This window comes from Desulfobulbus rhabdoformis, from assembly GCF_016919065.1.
Lineage (GTDB): Bacteria > Desulfobacterota > Desulfobulbia > Desulfobulbales > Desulfobulbaceae > Desulfobulbus > Desulfobulbus rhabdoformis.
Window position 1 is genome coordinate 14,981 of sequence record NZ_JAFFQA010000014.1, and the last position, 18,557, is coordinate 33,537.

The window sequence follows — 18,557 nt, forward strand, 5'->3', positions numbered from 1 at the left end:
CGGAAAGCGGAACATCCTGATTGGAGGGTGGCTGCTACGGACAGGCGAAGAGTAACAGATCACAGGGTAATCCCCTAAAAAAAAACAGCTAATCATTGGACTTGTAAGTGGTTACGGGGTGCCGGAGATGCTAGGCATCGGCCTGCGCAGCGTACACCTGTACGTAAACAGGCTGATAACACCGCAGATTCGGAGCCCCGTAATCGCTTACGGCTAAGACTTTGCACTCAAGGTCCCACTGGGTCGCCGGATAATCAGAACAACCAACCCCAAAAAGATGAGACTGATCCCGCTAAAGGCACTGGAAGTAAGTTGTTCCCCCAAGACCACGATCCCTAGTGTGGCTGCGGTCATTGGTTCGGCCAGAGAAAGGGTAATGGTGGTCGAGAGCTGCACCTTGTGCAGTCCACGGGCAAAAAACCAGTAGGACAGAGCCATAGTTGCAATCCCCAGATGCAGCACCACACCAATGGAACGTGGGTGCAAAAGCCAGTTCAGATCAACCTTGACCAGTGCCGGGGCCAACAGCACTGCACCTCCACAGACGACCAGGGCCATGACAGCGTTGGGCGCATGCTCTTGCAAAAGCCCCTTGAGCATCAGCGAATAGATCGCATAGGAAACCCCGGCGCCAATGGCAAGAAGAATACCGAGCAGATCTATCTTAACCTCCCCGCTTTTGAGACTAAGCAGTACACAACCACAGATGGCCAACAGAGTTGCCAGGTACCAACGAGGGGTCAGCGACTCGCCACAAAAGCACCGTCCCAACAAGCCACCAGCCACAGGCGCACTGCCTATCCCGACTATGGTTCCGACCGCCACTCCGGTTTTGGAGACCGCCGCAAAAAAGCAAAGTTGATAGAGGGCGGTAAAGACGGCTGCCCAGAAGACAAGTGTTTTATTCCAGTCTGCCAGTTTTCCAAGTTCGCGACGTGAAAGCGCCAGCCCCAACAGGGCAAGACCACCGATAAGTAGGCGAAGCGCCCCAATAACCTTAGGGTCAAATCCTGCCGGTGAAAAAGCCTGCGCCGTCCCAGTGGTCCCCCAGAGGACTGCTGCAGCCAAAATTTGCCAACTACCCGTTATTCTCTCTTTTTCTTGCACACTCAACCCTAGTAAACGCATGAAGATTGCGCGACGGCAGGTGAAGCTGATCAAAAAATCTCGTTTTCAAGAATCACTTGCCTCCACGGATTCAGGGACCAGACTTTAACGCTTTATGGGGGATATGGGGAAGATAAAACTGGAGGGTGTCTTGAATAATTAGATTTTTCAATCAAGGGCAGGTAAGCGCAGACTCCGGGAGATTGGCAGAAAAAGCAATTATTCAAGATTCCCTAGAGACGGGAGAAAGTTTTTGTGCATACACGACGGGTCACAACAGAGAGAGCGTAAGAACTGATAGCCAGAATTCGTGAGCCCCTGAAATCCTGTTGCCGAGTTCAAACAACAAAGCGGCACCTGAGATTCCTCAGGGGTGCCGCTTTGCTGAAAAAAACTCTCAAGAAGATAGAGTTCTTTTACTCGCTATCAGAACTAATGGCATTGAACCCGCATTCGGGTTCGCATGAGCCACAGTCAATACAATCATCCGTTATCTGGTAATAGGCCGTTCCTTCAGGGTGGATGATGGCATCATTCGGACAGGCGCTGACACAGGCGCCACAAAATTGACATTCGTCAGGATCGATTTTATGCATGTTTTCTCCTTTAAACGACTCCAAAAATTTAATCTGCAGGGAGAAATTTATACATTATCGTAATAATAAGTCAACAGACAAAACACTGTGTTGCTGCCTAATCTGCAGCCCGCCGAAAGCCTTCAGAAATAGCAACTAAACAGGTGCCACGCCAGCCAAAACTACAACCAACATACAACTCACCCCTCTTGGGGTGTACAAATTAAAAATCAATAATTATAGTGAATTAACCAAACATAAGGACATATTTTTATAAACCAACAAAACATTTGCACGCCCGTCGCCCACCATCCATCAGATTAGAGGACAACGCAGCCTTTCTTTCAAAATTGTAAAAATAGAAATTATCCCCTTCTGCAAACACAGGATTTTTTCTTCAAACAAGCTTCTCAACACCGGGGTCGCCAGGTGATAACATTTCTTTTTTGTAACAAAAATAAATCTTTTTTTAAGGCGTGCCAAAGGAACTGTCGCCCCCCACTAGTTCAAGGGTAAGCGAATAACAAAGGTGGTTCCCTTGCCCGGTTCAGTATTGACAGCGATGGTCCCCTGATGCTTGTTGACGATCACGTCATGGGCTATCGTCAATCCCTGGCCAGTGCCTTTACCCTGCTCTTTGGTGGTGTAGAAAGGGTCAAAAATTTTATCCACCACCTCATCCGGCATGCCACTACCGGTATCAGAGAGCCGAATCTCAACCCACTCCCCCTGTCTTGCCGTCTGAATGGTAATCTTCCCCTTTGTCTGATCGTCCTTGGTGTGCGATTCTTCAATAGCATGCACCGAGTTAATGATCATATTCAGTAGAGCCTGGTTAAGTTCGTCGTAATAGCAGGGAACAGGAGGCAATTTCTCATCCAGGAGCAACTCCATTTCCGCCTTGTATTTCCACTCATTTCTGGCGATGGTTACCGTACTTTCTATACCGGAGTTAATATCAGCAAGTTCGCGCTTACCACTTCCAGGATGGGAAAAATTTTTCATGGCGCTGACAATACTGGTGATTCGCCGAATGCCCTCTTCGCTCTGAGCCAGAGCCGGAGCCATTTCTTCCTGCAGGAACTGCCACTCTGCCGTCGTATAGGCTGCCTCCAGCTCTTGAAACAGCTTCTCGTCTAAAATGCCCTGTTCATGGGCCTGGACCAAAAGTGTCCAGAGCGTTGTCAACAACCTTTCTATATCATCCAGGGCATCGCTTAAAAAGCCGAGATTGGAGTTTACATATTGAGCAGGGGTATTGATTTCATGGGCGATCCCTGCTGCCAACTGTCCCACAGCCTCAAGTTTTCTGGCACTGAATAATTTTGATTCAAGCTCCAGTTTTTCTTGAAACAAACTTTCCCTGCTCTGGCTTGCCTCTTTGATCCTGGCAAGCATTTCATTAAGAATCATACCCAATCGACGGGTTTCCACTGTCCCCGTGATGGGAACAGTGGAAGCAGTGAAATTGTCATAGCCAACCTTCTGGGCAGCTAAGGAGAGCAGGTGCAGCGGTTTTGACAGGTTCCTTGCCAGCCATAGAGATACCACAAAGGATATCATGAGAATGACCAGAGAAAGAAAAAGTATATACTGGGCTATCCACCGTGCCGGCGCTTCGATTTCATCTGCATAGACCGACGAGGCAATATACCAGTCCAGGGGTTTAAAATAAAAAATATAGGATTTTTTCCTGAACCTATATTCCCCCTTATGAAGGGGTGGCTTTTCCCAGACATATTCCAGCTGCTGCCCTGGCGTCTGTACCGCTTTAATCAGGTCACCAAGTATGGGATGACCAGTGGAGGGATTCATAAGTTTGGAGAAGTCAGCGCCGACCAGATTGGGGTGAATCAACATTTCCTGGTCGCCGTTGAACAGGTACATATATCCACTTTTTCCAATGGAAATTCTGGAAAATGATCTCCTAAGTTCCTCAATGATATTTTTTTTACATCGATCTACTTCTCGTTCGATATCATCGATATAGACGCCTGTCCCCACAATCCACCCCCAGGGTTCGAACAGGCTTACGTACGATAATTTGGCCTGTTTTTCAGTCAGACCGTTTTCGGTCGGCTTTGGCCAGTCATAATCGAAATAGCCCGCCCCTTTGGCCCTGACCACTTCGGCTGCAACGGCGAACAGGTTTTCCCCATTGTTGCGGGCACAGTTAAAGCTCTCGCTGTCCAATATACAGTCATCCAACTCCGGTACAGTGGGGTGCATAATCATTCGCGGGAAGGGCTTGGTGGTGTCGTTTATCCAGACATAGCCGATCCCGTTGCCATAACGCATTCTGCGGATATCGTCGATTGCCTGGCGTTGTGCCTCTTGGAGGCTCAAGCTGCCATCCTCGCTGGCGGCATGATATTTCTCTATTACCCTCCATGCCAGGTCGACGATATTTTTCAGTTCCTGCTTTTTTAAGTAAAGCAGAGCTTCCCTATGATCCTGTAGACTGTTGTACTGGCTTTCGACGTTAAGCAGGGCTGTCGCGACAAGATTTTTAGCACTGCTGTTTTGCAAAAGAGCCACCTGTTTCATGGTTTCTTTTTTGACTAATGTTGTCATCAAAAAGGTGGAGATAAAGACCATGGCAGCAAGGCCAAGCAATATGCGGGACTGGAGTGAAGAAAACATAGACACCTACTCTGGTAAGCGATCACTAGACGAATAACATCTCCCTGAATCTGTGGCGAGGGGTACATCGCAAATGGCTCGCTGACACGGAAGGCTCAGTGTCTCGTAAGCGCCGCCCCAGATTGTTTTTTTGGTGCATTATGGTATGACGTGCTTAAAGTGTAGCGGCTTCGTTGCCTGAAATCCAGGCGCAACCGGGAAAATACAAAGATGGTCGGTACGCAATCTCAGCCTTGGGCCTAAAAAGAACACCTGCTGTCCATAAGCATTCATCAATACCTTGCCTTAATAAGCCATTGTTCCTGCAGTGCACTCGTTTGCCTGCCAGGGACTCAAGCTGCACCAAAGCTGGAATCACCCCAAAGGGAGTCTTTTGAAAAGAGTATGGTTTCCTCTAAGAAAAACAATTCATTACTGTGTCCAAATTGTCGCAAGTTGATCAGTCGTTCCGTTGATACCTGCCCCTATTGTGGGCTGTCACATCCTGGAAGCTTCCTGAAATCCAACCCTCTTATCAAGGGGACCACAACCTCAGGGATTCTGCGTCTGCTTCTGATGATCAACGTGGGTATGTTCATACTGGCGGTGCTGCTCGACTTCCAGCCCTCCATGATGTCGATCAGTCCTTTCGGCTTCCTGTCTCCATCGAGTCGCAGCCTCCTGGTACTTGGAGCAACGGGCAGCTATCCGCTTTTTGAGCTGCACCATTGGTGGAGTTTGGTGGCAGCCTCTTTTCTGCACGGCAGCTTCCTGCATATACTGTTCAACATGGTCGCCCTGTATCAGATCGGTCCCATGGTTGGCCAGGAGTTCGGAACAGGGAGGATGATCCTGATCTATCTGTTCAGCGGCATTGGAGGCTTTTTACTCTCCGCGATCATGGGCGTTACGTTGACCATTGGGGCCTCAGCAGCTGTTTGTGGTCTCATCGGAGCTATGCTCTACTACGGGAAGCACCGGGGTGGTACCTATGGGCGTGCGGTCTTCAGTCAAATCGGAGGATGGGCTCTGGGGCTTGCCCTCTTTGGATTTATCGTCCCGGGGATCAATAACTGGGGACATGGCGGGGGCATGGCGGCTGGCTTTCTCTTGGCCATGATCCTGGGGTACAAGGAACGAACCCGAGAAACTGTGTACCACAAACTCTTCGCAGTTTGCTGCATGATCGGCTGCGCTCTGATTCTCTGTTGGAGCAGTTTCAACGGGCTCTTGTATCTTCTGGCCACGAGGTAAATCTATACTGATGGGATTCACCATCAATTCGGAGCTGGATAATCAGGCGGGTTTCTCTTCTTTCTGGAAACAATGACTGAGACCTTGCAGAATCAGCCGACACCTCCGCTCGGATTTCTCATGGACATTTTGTTGAAATTTCAAATGAAGGCTTGCCGTTGCAGGTGACTGTTTTTGTGTTTCTTCCCAAGTTGAAACAAAATGTTCAAGAGAAATCCTGGTTATTCACACCCTACGCAAGAAATGGGTTTGTTTGGTATATAGTCAGCAATCTCGAAGTGAAAGGACCTGTCCATGCTTAATGGCGGTCCGTTGTCATTGATAAAGGTTACTGTTTTTTCTCCGAAATGGATATTCAGCGGCGAAATAAAAAAATCATCTTCTTTACAATAACTACTTACAATCTTGGGAGAAAAAATTTCACACGCACCGTTATCTGCGGTCACTTTTACCTGATTTGATACAGTTATCACACTTTGTACATCTCCATTTCCATAAAAATTTATAGAATGGCGTTCTGCATGAATCCCGTTCGGATCCGGGTCAAAAACCTTCAACACGCCGATAGGACATGTTACCGAAAACTCATCAACTGGTTCGAATCCTTTAATATTTCCATTTTTGTAGAAACATATGCCCTTGTGAATTTCCACTTCACCGACTGAAATTGTGATTCCAATCTGCTCATCTGGCCAGAACAGGATGCTTTCTAGCTCTCCTGTCTCGTAAAATTGCAGATAAATAGGCTTTACATTAAGTATCCCCAACGGGGTCGGTATATCAATGTTTGATGCCAGTTTATATTCGTTTTCCTCTGTCCAGTATCCTGTCATCTGGCCATCGAGAGGAAAAACCCGCCAGACTGATCCTGTTTTATAAAATGTGACCAGCTCACATTGTATCTTTTGTATAGGCGTTGCAACCTCTGTCGCGCTTTCCAAGGGCACTGATTTAAGCTCACCTGTTTTATAAAATTTCACTGGTGATTCTTTCTTACGACTCTGGTCATCCAAGGAATACCTCGGAACAAGTGAACCAACGGAAGTTTCCAGTATCACCTTTTCCTGCGCTAGAACCGTATCAATATTTCCACGTTTATTTCTTGAAATCAGGTGATTTCCATATAAAAATTTTTTTTGCATTTTCTACTCCTTTCTCATTTACATTCTATGCACAGACAGGAGCACTCGGCGATACCAGTGGTCACTGGCGAGGAGATTCCAGCCTGAAGTGAAAAAAACCGCATTAGCGCGCACACTTTCGTTAGATATTTCCAAGCAAATTAGATGCCCTTAACAAAAAAATCAAATTAAACCATAACACATTAAAATAATTTATTATTTCAAAACAAGCCAAGACAGATGCGCGTACTAAGAGGCATTAATGCGTCGGTACAAAAAGAAATAGGGTCGCTTTAAGGCGACCCTGTTTCTTTCAAGCATTTTATGTCGACTCTGTCACACACGTGAAGTGAGGAGAGTGAAAAAAGTATCTCACCTATTCCATTCGGGTTACATCCACCTCAACATCCAGGGTATGCATCCCTCCGCCCGTGACCACCCCCTTGACGGGGGCGACGTCACTGTAATCCCTTCCCCAGGCAACGGTAATGTGCATCTCTCCGGGAATAACGTTGTTGGTGGGATCCAGATCTACCCAGCCCTCATCCGGGACATAGAGAGAGAGCCAGGCATGGGAGGCATCGGCTCCGACCATTTTGGGTTTACCCGGGGGGGGCAGGGTCTCCAGATAGCCGCTGACATAACGGGCAGCCAGCCCCAGGGAGCGAAAACAGGCGATGGCCAGATGGGCAAAATCCTGACAGACTCCTCCTTTATTGGCCAGCACCTGATCCACAGGTGTCTCCACCGTCGAAGCTGACTGGTCATAAGCAAACTCGGTAAAGATTCGTCTCATCAGGTCCATTCCCCCCTCCAGCACGGGCATTCCCGCGGGAAAGGATAGACGGGCATAGGATTCAATCGCCGGATTGATCAAAATCATGGGACTGAGAAAACTATACTGATACGCCTCAAGGTCGTCGAATAAAGGATGGGAGCGTAATCGCTGCACCACCTCTTCCCAGGGCAGACTACTCTCCGGCTCAATACGCTGGGCCCGCCCCGTACGCACAATGCTACTGGCGGTGATCGAGAGTGCTGAATGGGGCTGCTCAATCATGATGACATGGGCAATATTGCCAAAATAATCAATGCGGCGGTGCACATACTGGGGTTGTGGCTGAAAACTGACCTGCGAGGAAATAACTTGTTGCCGGGCAGTCCCCCTGGGCACCAGACAAAGTTCATTTTGGGAAAGCGAGGCCGCCTCAGAGTAAGTATAAGCAGTAGTGTGGGTAACCCGGTATTTCATGGCATGGGTTCCCCGAGTTGTATAGGGAAATACGGTGTTGAAGTGACTCTGGTCAGATAATGGGCGCTAATCTGCTGCACAAAACCAAAAAGGTTGGACTCCATGGTTTCAAGAAATTGGTGCAGGGGTTCTTCGTTTTCCGCACTTCCAAATCGACAGGTCAGTTCTGTTAAATCAAGCAAACGAATATTGGTCAGCATCTCCAGGGTCATTCGCTCCTCGTTACTGGCATATCGCCGCTCACTAGACCGGGGCAGCTCTTCCACGTGGAGAGCCAGTTGACTGAGCTGAAAGGCCAGTGATTTAGGGTTACTCTCATCCAAGAGCAGCAGATCAAGCACCGGAGCCAACTGAAAGGCAGTCCGATACCGGGCCCTATAGGTCATGATCGAATCAGAAACCTCAAGCAGCGATTCCAGGGCATTATGCGAGACCGCACAGACCTGGGGCAGACCAAAGCGAATCAGATCAATCTGATGCAGAGCCCGCTCGATTCGTCGCCCCATATCCATGAAACGCCACCCCAGGGAACGGGTCATCCCCTCCATGGCCAACCCACTGAAGGCGCTCAGGGTAAAGAGCGTGCTCTCAAGAAGATCCAAAGGATCGCTGGTGGGATTATCCCCAAACTCCTCCAGCTGATTGATAACTCGCCAGGAATCGCGATTGAGGCGATCACGAACATTGCGGGCCGCCTCCTGGACCCGTTTCAAAATCGCGATCACGCTTTCGGGACGATCTTCACGGTAAAAGACCTCCACCAGTTGCATCTCCAACTCCTGCTGACTCAGGGGCTTTCCCTCTTCCAAAGGGGGGAGGGTATTGTTGGAGCGAAGAAGATTGAGGAGAAATTCAAGCTCTGGAATATCTTCTGGCCTGGTTTCGCTGGCTAGGCGGCGATAAACCCCACGCAAGAGTCGAATCAACCCCTCGGCGCGTTCAAGGTAGCGCCCAAGCCAGAGCATATGATCAGCAACTCGACTGGGCAGGTCACTGAACCTTCGAAACTCCTCCACATGGTTCAACCCACTGAGCAGACTAAAGGATTCGACCGGCTTTTCCGAGAGCACCCAGATATCTTTGCTTTGCAACTGCTCCGGCACTCCATGCAACAGGGTCGGCTGATCCGCTCCCGTCATGGCCATCCCACCGGGCAGCATCATAAAGCCTTCATCGGTTGCGCAGAGAAACAAACGCAACAATACCGGCCGCATCTCAACCTTTTCTCGATTCCAGACAGGAACCATGGATGGCTGAATGGGGCCACGAGCCATAACCGCTGAGGGGCTGGTTTCCATGGCAAGTTCCGCATCAGCAGGTAACCTCCCGGTGGTGCTTAACGCTGGCCAAAGGGAAAACTCCTCCAATCGATTTTTCACCTCTTCACGACTGAAACTCTCACCGCACCAGTGGGTTTCCGGCCCCTGGAGCAACAACTCCTCCCCCAACAGTGCAGGACAGAGGCTCTGCAGAAAAACCTGGAGGGATGGAGTCTCGATAAACCCGGCCCCGATGGGGTTGGTGATATCGATATTCTGCTCGCGGGCTACCTGAATCAATCCAGCCACGCCCACTCCTGTATCCCGGCCCAGGGTAAAGGGATCGGATTGCAGATCGGCGATCTGGCGAAAAATAGAATCAACGGGTTCAAGCCCGGCCAGTTTTTTCAAAAAAAGCCGACCATTACGGACCGTCAGATCCTGGCCTTCCACCAGAGGATAACCGAGATAACGCGAAAGAAAGGCCTGCTCAAAATAAATCGGGCTATCCGGACCGGGAGAGAGAAGCACGATGTTGGGATCTTCACGTCCCATGAGGCAGCGCTGCACCAGCCCATTGTGCAACTTGCGAAAAAACGGGGCTAAACGGCAGACGGGGCTGTGATGATAGAGCTCGGCAAAGAGGCGGGAGATTATGATCCGGTTTTCCAGTGTATAACCAAGCCCCATGGGGCAACTGGCAAAATCCCGCAGTACACGAAACCGACCTTGTGGGTCGCGATAGCAATCCACCGCATAGAGGCTGAGGTACCTATCTTTCGGGGGACGAATCCCATTACAGGCCCGAATAAACTGGGGATTGGCATAGATCAACTCGGCTGGCAACTGGCCGGATCTAAGCAGGTTCTGAGGACCATAGACATCGGCCAGAACACGCTCCATCAGCCGCGCCCGTTGCAGCAGCCCCTGTTCCAGCACCTGCCAGTCCGTACTGGTCATAGGCAGGGGTATCATTTCTAGAGCCCAGGGCGTCCCCCTGCCGTCAGGGGCATCGAAGGGATTGTAGGTCGCTCCATCTTCATGGCGCATCCGCTCACCACGCTCCTGGAGTTGGATAAGAGCATCCAGCGGGGTTATATTCAGGGCCTCGACAGCGGCAAGCCAGTGCGGACGTGGTTGACCGTTGGCCGCAAAGGCCTCACAGTAATGGGCCGATTGAGAACAAAAGACATCGCTGAGGAGCAACGACGTTCCCGGCAGGGAGGGACTGGCTGGAACAAACTCGGAGGTATTCATCAAGCCCCACTCAGCGCAGGGAAACAAGGAGAAAGCAGCCAATGAACAAAGAGGCGCCTGTCTGCACAGGCCCCCCTGTCCCCTTAACTGAAAAAAATGCCATCATGGTGCAAGCAAATCCTTTAACGCCGCATATCCAAGGTGTAGGGAAAGGCCTGGTTGGGCTCGGGAGCGGGAATGGTGATAACGCCACCGGGGGTGTGACCATGGGGGGAAAAACGGGCATGACGACGCCCCTCAGCTTCATAGCTGTTGACCGGCAGGACTTCGTGGTGCCGTCCGCCGGGATGCCCAACATGATACGTACAACCGGCAACAGCACGCCCGTTCCAGGTATCAAGCAGGTCAATGGTCAGAGGCGCATGCACGCCTATGGTTGGGTGGAGACAGGAAGGTGGCTGCCAGGCTCGAAAACGAACGCCACCGGCGTACACGCCCGTGGTCCGTGTAGGGAGGAGCGGAACCCTTCTGCCGTTACAGGCGACAACATAACGCTCATCCATCATGCCCGAAACCTTAATCTGAATCCGTTCAAGTGAGCTATCCACAAAGCGGACCGTACCGCCACCACCTGGTTCCTCACCCAGTACATGCCAGGGCTCCAAAGCCTGACGCAGCTCAATCTCCATTCCCAGGGCTTGAATCCGTCCCAGAATTGGAAAGCGGAACTCAAAATGGGGATAGAAAAATGCCATCTCAAGCCCAAAACCTGCATCAGCGAGAATATCCACCACATCAGCCAGATCATCTTGGACCGGTTCCGGCAACATGAAACGATCGTGTAAACGGGTCCCCCAGTGCACCAGCGGTTGCCGGTAAGGTGTCTTCCAGAACCAGGCAATACAGGTGCGCAACAACAACTGCTGGGCAAGACTCATACGGGCATGGGGCGGCATCTCAAAGGCGCGAAACTCCAACAGTCCCAATCGACCGGTGCTGGAGTCAGGCGAATACAGCTTATCAATACAGAATTCCGCCCGGTGTGTATTGCCGCTGACATCAACCAGAAGATGACGGAAAAGCCGATCCACCAGCCAGGGTGGGCACCCCCAGGTCGAGTCAAGTTGCCTGTCCAGCTCTTTAAAGGCGACCTCCAGTTCATAGAGACTGTCATGGCGGGCCTCGTCAATACGGGGCTGCTGGCTGGTGGGGCCGATAAACAAGCCGGAAAAGAGAAAGGAAAGCGCGGGATGGTTATTCCAGAAGGTCAGCAGACTCCTCAGCAGATCAGGCCGCCGCAGAAAAGGACTGTCAGCAGGCGTCGAGCCGCCCACCACAATATGATTGCCCCCACCGGTCCCGGTCTGACGCCCATCCACCAGGAATTTCTCAGTGGCCAGACGGCACTGCCGCGCGGTCTCATAGAGGGTTGTGGTACAGTCCACCATTTCCCGCCAGCTGTGCATGGGCTGAATGTTGACCTCGATGACACCCGGATCCGGCGTTATTTTAAGGCTCTCGATACGAGGGTCGTAGGGAGGTGTGTATCCCTCGATGATAACCGCATAGCCGGTTTCCTCGGCTGTTGCCTCCAGGGCGGCAACCAGCTCCAGATAGCCCTCGAGCTTCAGAATTGGCGGCATGAAGATGCAAAGTTTCCCATCACGCGGTTGGACACAGAGAGCGGTGCGGACTACCCAGGAAGAGGATTCTCCGGCGGTCGGCTGGGGCTCTTGGTAGGGCTTTGGCTGGGGCTTCAGGTCTTTGTTCTTCTTTGCCTCATTGCCCCCTGCCAGGGAACGCTGTCCCTGGTAATCAGGGAGAGGCTCGCGCTCGGCCAAGGGATCCGGCGAAAATTCCGCTGGCAGATCCTCAGGTCTCACCCAGGGGAGCGAGTCCAAGGGCAGACGCAGACCAATGGGTGAATCACCGGGCAGGAGATAGAGATTTTCCCCGCGAACCGGCCAGGGACCGGTAATCCAGGAGCCATGCTGCAGGGGCAGAACATAGCCGACCACTGCTCCCAGTCCCCGTTCAAAAGCGCGCGCCATACGGGTGCGCTCTTCCACGTCCGCCAGTTTGGGATCCTTGGGGTCCACATTGACGGGCAACCGTTGTTCCTTATAGAGGTAGTAGTGAATATCCTCAAATGTCTCACGAATATAGCGGGTGCCAACCTCCAAGCGATTAGCCAGCGATTCGATAAACTTCTTGGCCTCGGCAACGCCAAAGCCATAGTCTCTGGAAGGATCAGCCAGCCACTTGGAATCCTGCCAGAGGGCAACACCATCTTTTCGCCAGTAACAGGTCAGGGCCCAGCGGGGTAACGATTCGCCGGGATACCATTTCCCCTGACCACAGTGGAGAAAACCACCCGGTGCCCACTGCTCCTTCAGGCTCTGCATCAGGTTCTGGGAAAGACGCAGTTTTTCTTCCCCAAGGGCGTCCGTATTCCACTCGTCCGCATCCATATTATCGATTCCGATAAAGGTCGGCTCACCGCCCATGGTGAGGCGCACGTCCTGTGACGAGAGTTCCTCATCAACATTATCCCCCACGGCGGCAATCCGCTCCCAGACCTCCTCAGGATAAGGACGTGTGGAACGCGGTTCCTCCCGAACACGGCGCACACTCATCTTGTGGACAAAATCCACCTCGCAGGGATCAAGGGCACCGGTAATGGGAGCGGCACTCTGGGGTTCGGGTGAACAGGCAAGCGGGATATGCCCTTCTCCCGCAAAGAGACCGGAGGTGGGATCCATGCCTACCCATCCCGCCCCGGGAATATACACTTCTGCCCAGGCATGCAGGTCGGTAAAATCAGCCTCCGGACCGGAGGGACCATCAAGCGATTTGACATCAGGAGCCAGCTGGATCAGATAGCCCGAGACAAAGCGGGAGGCCAGGCCCAGATGACGCAGGATATTGACGAGAAGCCAGGCGGAATCCCGACAGGAACCGGATTTCAGACTCAGGGTCTGCTCGCAGCTCTGTACGTTGGGCTCCATGCGGATGAGGTAGCTGATTTCCTGGCTCAGACGGAGATTGAGATCCACTAGGAAATCCACCGTCTGCTTGGGAGCTTTGTCGATGGTCGCCATGAAGGCGGTTAACTTTTTGCTTTTCTCCGCTTTGACAAGGTAAGGAGTTAAATCTTCTTTCAACTCCGGATCATAGCTGAAGGGAAAGGAGTCTGCCTCCGGTTCAAGAAAGAAGTCAAATGGATTGATGACGATCATATCCGCCACCAGGTCAATTACCACCTCAAACTCGGTGGTCTTCTCTGGAAAAACCAGGCGGGCCAGATAGTTACTGAAAGGATCCTGCTGCCAGTTGATGAAGTGCTCCTTGGGTGTCACCGTCATCGAATAGCTGAGAATCGGGGTCCTGCTATGGGGGGCCGGACGCAGACGCACCACCTGCGGCGCAAGGTTAATAGGACGATCGTAACGGTAGGTGGTGATATGACTTAAAGCTACATGAATTCCCACAGGCAATCCTTTGGACGTGATAAAGGGGGGCTGGATTGAAAAACCTTTTTGCTAAAGTAGTTTGCTGGCACGCAGAGCCGCATTATCGGTGGGCAGCAAACAGCTCTCTGCCCACCCTACTGGGCTCCAAGCAACGTTACCCCGCAGTCACAGATTCAGGAGTATCTTACTGTTCCTGATTGGTTGTTTCAAACAAATGCTTGGTATTAAAAAAGGTTGTGCCCACAGATTTATCAATCTCGTTAATACGGATCTGCAACCGATCCAGGTACTCGTGCATCCCCTCTTCCATGACATCATCAATGTCATTGTATTCAAGATCTGAGGCAAGACGCCCGAGCTGTTTTTCTGCGTTGTAGCGGCCACTTTTTTCATTTTGTGTGCCGTTCATAATTCGTTGCAGGCTGATCAATGCCTTGTTGATGCAGTGACGAATGGAGCGTGGAAAGTTCTTGTCAAAGATGAGAAAACTGGCCACCACCTGAGGCGTGATCAGGTGATGCTCTTTGCGAAACATCTCAAAGGCACTGGCAGATTTCAGAACCGCTGTCCATTGAATATTGTCCACCGGCGTGTTGACCAGTTCCAGCTGTGGCAACAACATAAAGTATTTGACGTCTAGAATACGAGAAGTTTTATCCGCGCGCTCAAGCATCATCCCCACACGGGCAAAATTCCAGGCCTCACCATGGCTCATGGTCGAGTCCAAAAGCCCGGTAAAGAGATGGCTGCGCATCTGGATGATTTTATAGAAACGATGCGGATCCTCCATGGCCATTTTCACCGCGCTCTCATCCTTGAGTTCCAGATAAAAGGTGTTGATATGCTCCCACATCTCCGAACTGATGATTTCACGGATGGAACGGGCATTTTCCCGAGCCATGCCCAGACAGCTGACAATGGAGTTGAGATAGAAACGATCAAAGGTGAGAAAACTGATGACAGCCTCTTTGGAGTATGCATCATACTTATCATCAAAAAATTCCTGGTCGCCGGTAATCATGACCAGAGGCTCCCACTGCCGCCCCATCTCATCGGGCATATCCAGAAGGAGGTTTAAGTTAACACTGATAAAACGGGCGACGTTCTCGGCCCGCTCGACATATCGACACATCCAGTAGATAGAATTGGCTACACGACTCAGCATGGTTGTCTCCTCTCTTGCTTACAGCACCCAGGTATCTTTCGAGCCACCACCCTGAGAGGAATTAACCACCAGGGATCCCTTGGTTAAAGCCACACGGGTCAAACCTCCGGGCTGCACATAGATATCCTTGCCAAAGAGTACGTACGGGCGCAGGTCAACGTGACGCCCTTCAATACCGTCTTCGACCAAAGTGGGGACGCGAGAGAGGGAAATCGTGGGCTGTGCCATATAATTGCGGGGTTCGGCCTTAATTTTCTCGGCAAAGGCGTCGCGCTCAGCCTGGGTGGAATGCGGGCCGACCAGCATGCCGTAGCCGCCGGATTCGTTAGCCGCCTTGACCACCAATTCATCGAGATGATCAAGCACGTAAGCCCGCTCCTTGTCCTCACGGCAGATATAGGTGGGCACGTTGGCTAAAATGGGATCTTCACCGGTATAATATTTTATAATTTTGGGCACATAGGCATAGATCACCTTATCATCGGCAATGCCTGTCCCTGGGGCATTGGCCATGGCGAGCCGACCGGCCTTATAGACGCCCATGAGCCCTTTCACCCCCAAGAGTGAATCGGGGCGAAAGACCTCGGGGTCGAGAAAGTCATCATCCAGACGGCGATAGAGTACATCCACCCGCTTCAGCCCCTTGGTGGTGAGCATATGGACGTAGCCATCCGAAACAACCAAATCCTGGCCTTCCACCAGCTCAACCCCCATCTGCTGGGAGAGAAACGAATGCTCAAAATAGGCCGAGTTAAAGATTCCCGGGGTCAGTACGCCAATGGTGGGTTTTTTGATATGAGCCGGAGCAAGATATTCAAGCAAATCTAAAAGTTTGCTGGGGTAATTATCCACCGGTCGCACCTTGGAGGCCTCAAAAACCTGGGGAAAGGTCCGCTTAAGCACCTGCCTGTTTTCAAGAACGTAGGAAACACCGGAAGGGCAACGCAGATTGTCTTCCAGTACGTAGAACTTACCATCACCGCCCCTAACCAGGTCCGTTCCGGTGACATGACACCATATTTTTTTCGGCGGGGTAAATCCCTCGCACTCTTTGCGATAGGTCTTGCTGGAGAGAACGAGATCCTCAGGAACGATCTTATCTTTAAGAATCTTTTTATCGTTATAAATATCCTGCAGGAACGCATTCAGGGCATAAATCCGTTGTTTCAAGCCGTCTTCTATGTGTTGCCAGTCATCGGCGGGAACGATACGCGGGATAATATCAAAGGGAAAGATCTTTTCTGTCCCCTCCTCCCGACCATAGACATTAAAGGTAATTCCCATTTTGAGGAGTAAGGCTTCGGCAGCCTGCTGACGAATAGCCAGGTCACCTGGAGGCAATGAATTGATCTTATCAACCAAAAGCTGCGCCCCCGGTCGAGGTGTGCCGTCGGCTTCCATCAACTCGTCAAAGAATTCCCCTGGATCATATTGTGCAAAGGTCTCCATACGTAATACTCCTCCCCCTTCTCTGTGGTGTGATGGAGATAGTCCTGAACTTATCAGCATCGGATCTGCTGGTTTTCTCGTCTGCAACCAACGCCTTCGGCGCAATACCACCGTTTGCCACTCATTCAGGATAGTACAAGGTTCACATAAAACACTACCATGAAAAGTCTTTTTTCCATGGAGGTTGCCAGCTTTGTTTTGTCCAGAGTCTTTCTCCTTCCTGCTCAATGGCACCTATCCCACGATCCTTGTGACGGATAAGGGAAGTCTGCATGCACAAAAACACGGAGAAGAAAAATGGACATGGTGCTTTCTAGCAACTCTTGATCCATACAGCCCACTTTACCTCAACCCACTGATTTCAAATGTTATTTACAAAAATTATCCTCCAGCAGGTTGCTTCGTTTATGAAAAACTTGTCTCTTTTATATTCGTAAATTAACAAAAATGAAAACCTGGACAAACAAACAATCTTTTTAGGTTGTTTTATAATTAACAACCTTTTATGGTTTATTCAGTACTTTTCATATTGAAGGAGTAAAAGATTTTGGGACAAATACAGGCGGTCATCACTGGCGATGTCAACGGTTCTTCAAAATTAAATGCACAGACTGCGCGCTCTCTAGTAGGAGTCCTGCAACAATGCTATGAGATAACAGCCAAACGTCTCCCGCAGGCCCAACTTGCGGGGTTCACCCCATTTCGAGGCGATGCCTTTCAGTTTCTTGTGGGCCAGCCAACACTGGCACCACGCTCGGCCCTGCTCTTTCGAGCCCTCCTCATTTTTCATGGTGCTCAGGAAATACACCAAAAGCTACAGGCTGGGGTTGCAATAGGCTTTGGCAGTGTGGACTTTGCTCCTGATGATCTATCAGCAGCAGGCGGAGGGCAGGCCTACACCCGCTCGGGGAAACGGCTCGACAAACTTCGGCGCAGAATTCCCGGCATGGGGGTCTCCGGCTTAGGCAAGGCTGATGCCTACCTGGATAGCCTGCTGGGGCTCACCGATACCCTTATTCATAAGTGGACTGCTCTGCAGGCACGCGCAGTCTCCTATGCGCTCCTTGGGTACAGCCAGGGGGAAATAGGGAAAGTCTGGGCCCCACCCATTTCCCAACAAGCTGTCAACAAACACTTGCGGGCTGCAGGCTGGCCAGGTATTGAACCTGCACTACACTGGGCAGAAACATTCATTGAAAGCCATATTCAGGTTCAGTCAAACTCCACAAAGGGTTCACCTGCCCGATGATACAATTCGATACCCAACTTCTGGCACTGATCTGTGGTCATTTTTGCGGTGATTTTATACTGCAGTCAGAAAGAATGGTGACTCTGAAACAGACACACTCTCTCTGGATGTGCGCCCATGCGGCAATAGTTGCCCTTATCACCTGGCTGCTCTTGGGAAATCTGAGCGCCTGGTGGCTCATGACTATTATTGCGGCCACGCATCTACTCATTGATACGTACAAAATCCGCATCAACTCAGAGCGAATGCAGACAGCAGCAGTTCCCCCCGGTGCAGCAGAACAACGTACCGGTGATAATGCATCAAACAGTCACTACAGCCGTATTTTTTTCTGGTTCTTTTTTGATCAGGCACTCCATCTTCTTGTGCTCATCCTGCTCTGGTCACTGCTGCGAAGCGACTCCGGCAGCCTCTTTGCTTATAACAGCTGGAGCCTTCTTTGGGGAAGTGACTACAGCAAAGCACTCATCCTTGTAACAGGCCTTGCATTGGGAGTCTGTGCTGTAGGGGTCGTGCTTAAAATGCAAATGGCTCAATTAGCATCGGCCCTACCGAACATATCGTCCAGAGGACTCCCCAGGGGAGGAAAAACCATAGGAACCCTTGAACGGCTGCTGGTTTTTCTTTTTGTATTAGCAGGCAGACCTGAGGGGATTGGTTTTGTCGTTGCGGCGAAATCAGTTTTTCGTATTGGCGATCTTACCAACAGAGCTGAAAGAGATCAGGCTGAATACATCATGATTGGCACACTAAGGAGTTTTACCTATGCCCTTGTTTTTGCTTTTACCACCCAGTGGTTGATACGACAGGTGGGATGATTGCCCGATACAGCCT

The 18,557-nt window shown here is 50.9% G+C and carries 12 protein-coding genes; 3 read left to right on the forward strand and 9 right to left on the reverse strand.

The features are described from left to right. Nucleotides 1–213: 213 nt before the first annotated feature. The 3 genes from JWJ90_RS09340 to JWJ90_RS09350 all read right to left on the reverse strand — a co-directional run bounded on the left by JWJ90_RS09340 (nt 214) and on the right by JWJ90_RS09350 (nt 4,325). Nucleotides 214–1,128: a DMT family transporter gene (locus JWJ90_RS09340; protein ID WP_476700505.1), complete on the reverse strand. Its 915-nt coding sequence runs from the start codon at nt 1,126–1,128 to the stop codon at nt 214–216. Nucleotides 1,129–1,523: 395 nt separating this feature from the next. Continuing rightward, entirely contained in the window at nt 1,524–1,727 is a 204-nt protein-coding gene (locus tag JWJ90_RS09345) for an ATP-binding protein (protein ID WP_338032311.1), read from the reverse strand. A 456-nt stretch (nt 1,728–2,183) separates the two neighbouring features. Then, on the reverse strand, nt 2,184–4,325 hold the full coding sequence (locus tag JWJ90_RS09350; protein ID WP_205226956.1) for a sensor histidine kinase: 2,142 nt from the start codon (nt 4,323–4,325) through the stop codon (nt 2,184–2,186). Between the two features lie 435 nt (nt 4,326–4,760). On the opposite strand from JWJ90_RS09350, the gene JWJ90_RS09355 reads away from it, so the two are divergent. Then, nucleotides 4,761–5,558, forward strand: coding sequence for a rhomboid family intramembrane serine protease (locus tag JWJ90_RS09355; RefSeq protein WP_240194856.1), 798 nt, complete (start codon nt 4,761–4,763; stop codon nt 5,556–5,558). A 221-nt stretch (nt 5,559–5,779) separates the two neighbouring features. Here JWJ90_RS09355 and JWJ90_RS09360 read toward each other — a convergent pair whose 3' ends face one another. The 6 genes from JWJ90_RS09360 to JWJ90_RS09385 form a co-directional block, all read right to left on the reverse strand. Further along, a complete protein-coding gene (locus JWJ90_RS09360; protein WP_205226958.1) occupies nt 5,780–6,700 on the reverse strand; it encodes a hypothetical protein in 921 nt (306 codons plus the stop codon). 355 nt (nt 6,701–7,055) lie between these two features. Beyond that, the gene (locus JWJ90_RS09365) at nt 7,056–7,931 is read right to left on the reverse strand and encodes a transglutaminase family protein (RefSeq protein WP_205226959.1); all 876 of its coding nucleotides are present in this window, start codon (nt 7,929–7,931) and stop codon (nt 7,056–7,058) included. Next, entirely contained in the window at nt 7,928–10,447 is a 2,520-nt protein-coding gene (locus tag JWJ90_RS09370) for a circularly permuted type 2 ATP-grasp protein (protein ID WP_205226960.1), read from the reverse strand. Before JWJ90_RS09370 ends, JWJ90_RS09365 begins: the two co-directional genes overlap by 4 nt. A gap of 122 nt (nt 10,448–10,569) precedes the next feature. Further along, complete coding sequence (locus JWJ90_RS09375; RefSeq protein ID WP_205226961.1) at nt 10,570–13,878, reverse strand: transglutaminase family protein; 3,309 nt, start codon at nt 13,876–13,878, stop codon at nt 10,570–10,572. A gap of 166 nt (nt 13,879–14,044) precedes the next feature. Continuing rightward, nucleotides 14,045–15,025 (reverse strand): alpha-E domain-containing protein, encoded by a 981-nt coding sequence (locus JWJ90_RS09380; protein WP_205226962.1) that lies wholly within the window; start codon nt 15,023–15,025, stop codon nt 14,045–14,047. A gap of 18 nt (nt 15,026–15,043) precedes the next feature. Next, nucleotides 15,044–16,474 carry a circularly permuted type 2 ATP-grasp protein gene (locus tag JWJ90_RS09385; protein ID WP_205226963.1) on the reverse strand — a complete coding sequence of 477 codons (1,431 nt, stop codon included), beginning with the start codon at nt 16,472–16,474 and terminating at the stop codon, nt 15,044–15,046. A gap of 547 nt (nt 16,475–17,021) precedes the next feature. Between JWJ90_RS09385 and JWJ90_RS09390 the strand changes: the two genes are divergently transcribed. Both JWJ90_RS09390 and JWJ90_RS09395 read left to right on the forward strand, forming a co-directional pair. After that, the gene (locus JWJ90_RS09390; protein ID WP_205226964.1) at nt 17,022–17,723 is read left to right on the forward strand and encodes a hypothetical protein; all 702 of its coding nucleotides are present in this window, start codon (nt 17,022–17,024) and stop codon (nt 17,721–17,723) included. Then, nucleotides 17,720–18,541 (forward strand): DUF3307 domain-containing protein, encoded by an 822-nt coding sequence (locus JWJ90_RS09395; RefSeq protein WP_205226965.1) that lies wholly within the window; start codon nt 17,720–17,722, stop codon nt 18,539–18,541. The genes JWJ90_RS09390 and JWJ90_RS09395 overlap by 4 nt, the downstream gene beginning before the upstream one ends. Nucleotides 18,542–18,557: the final 16 nt, after the last annotated feature.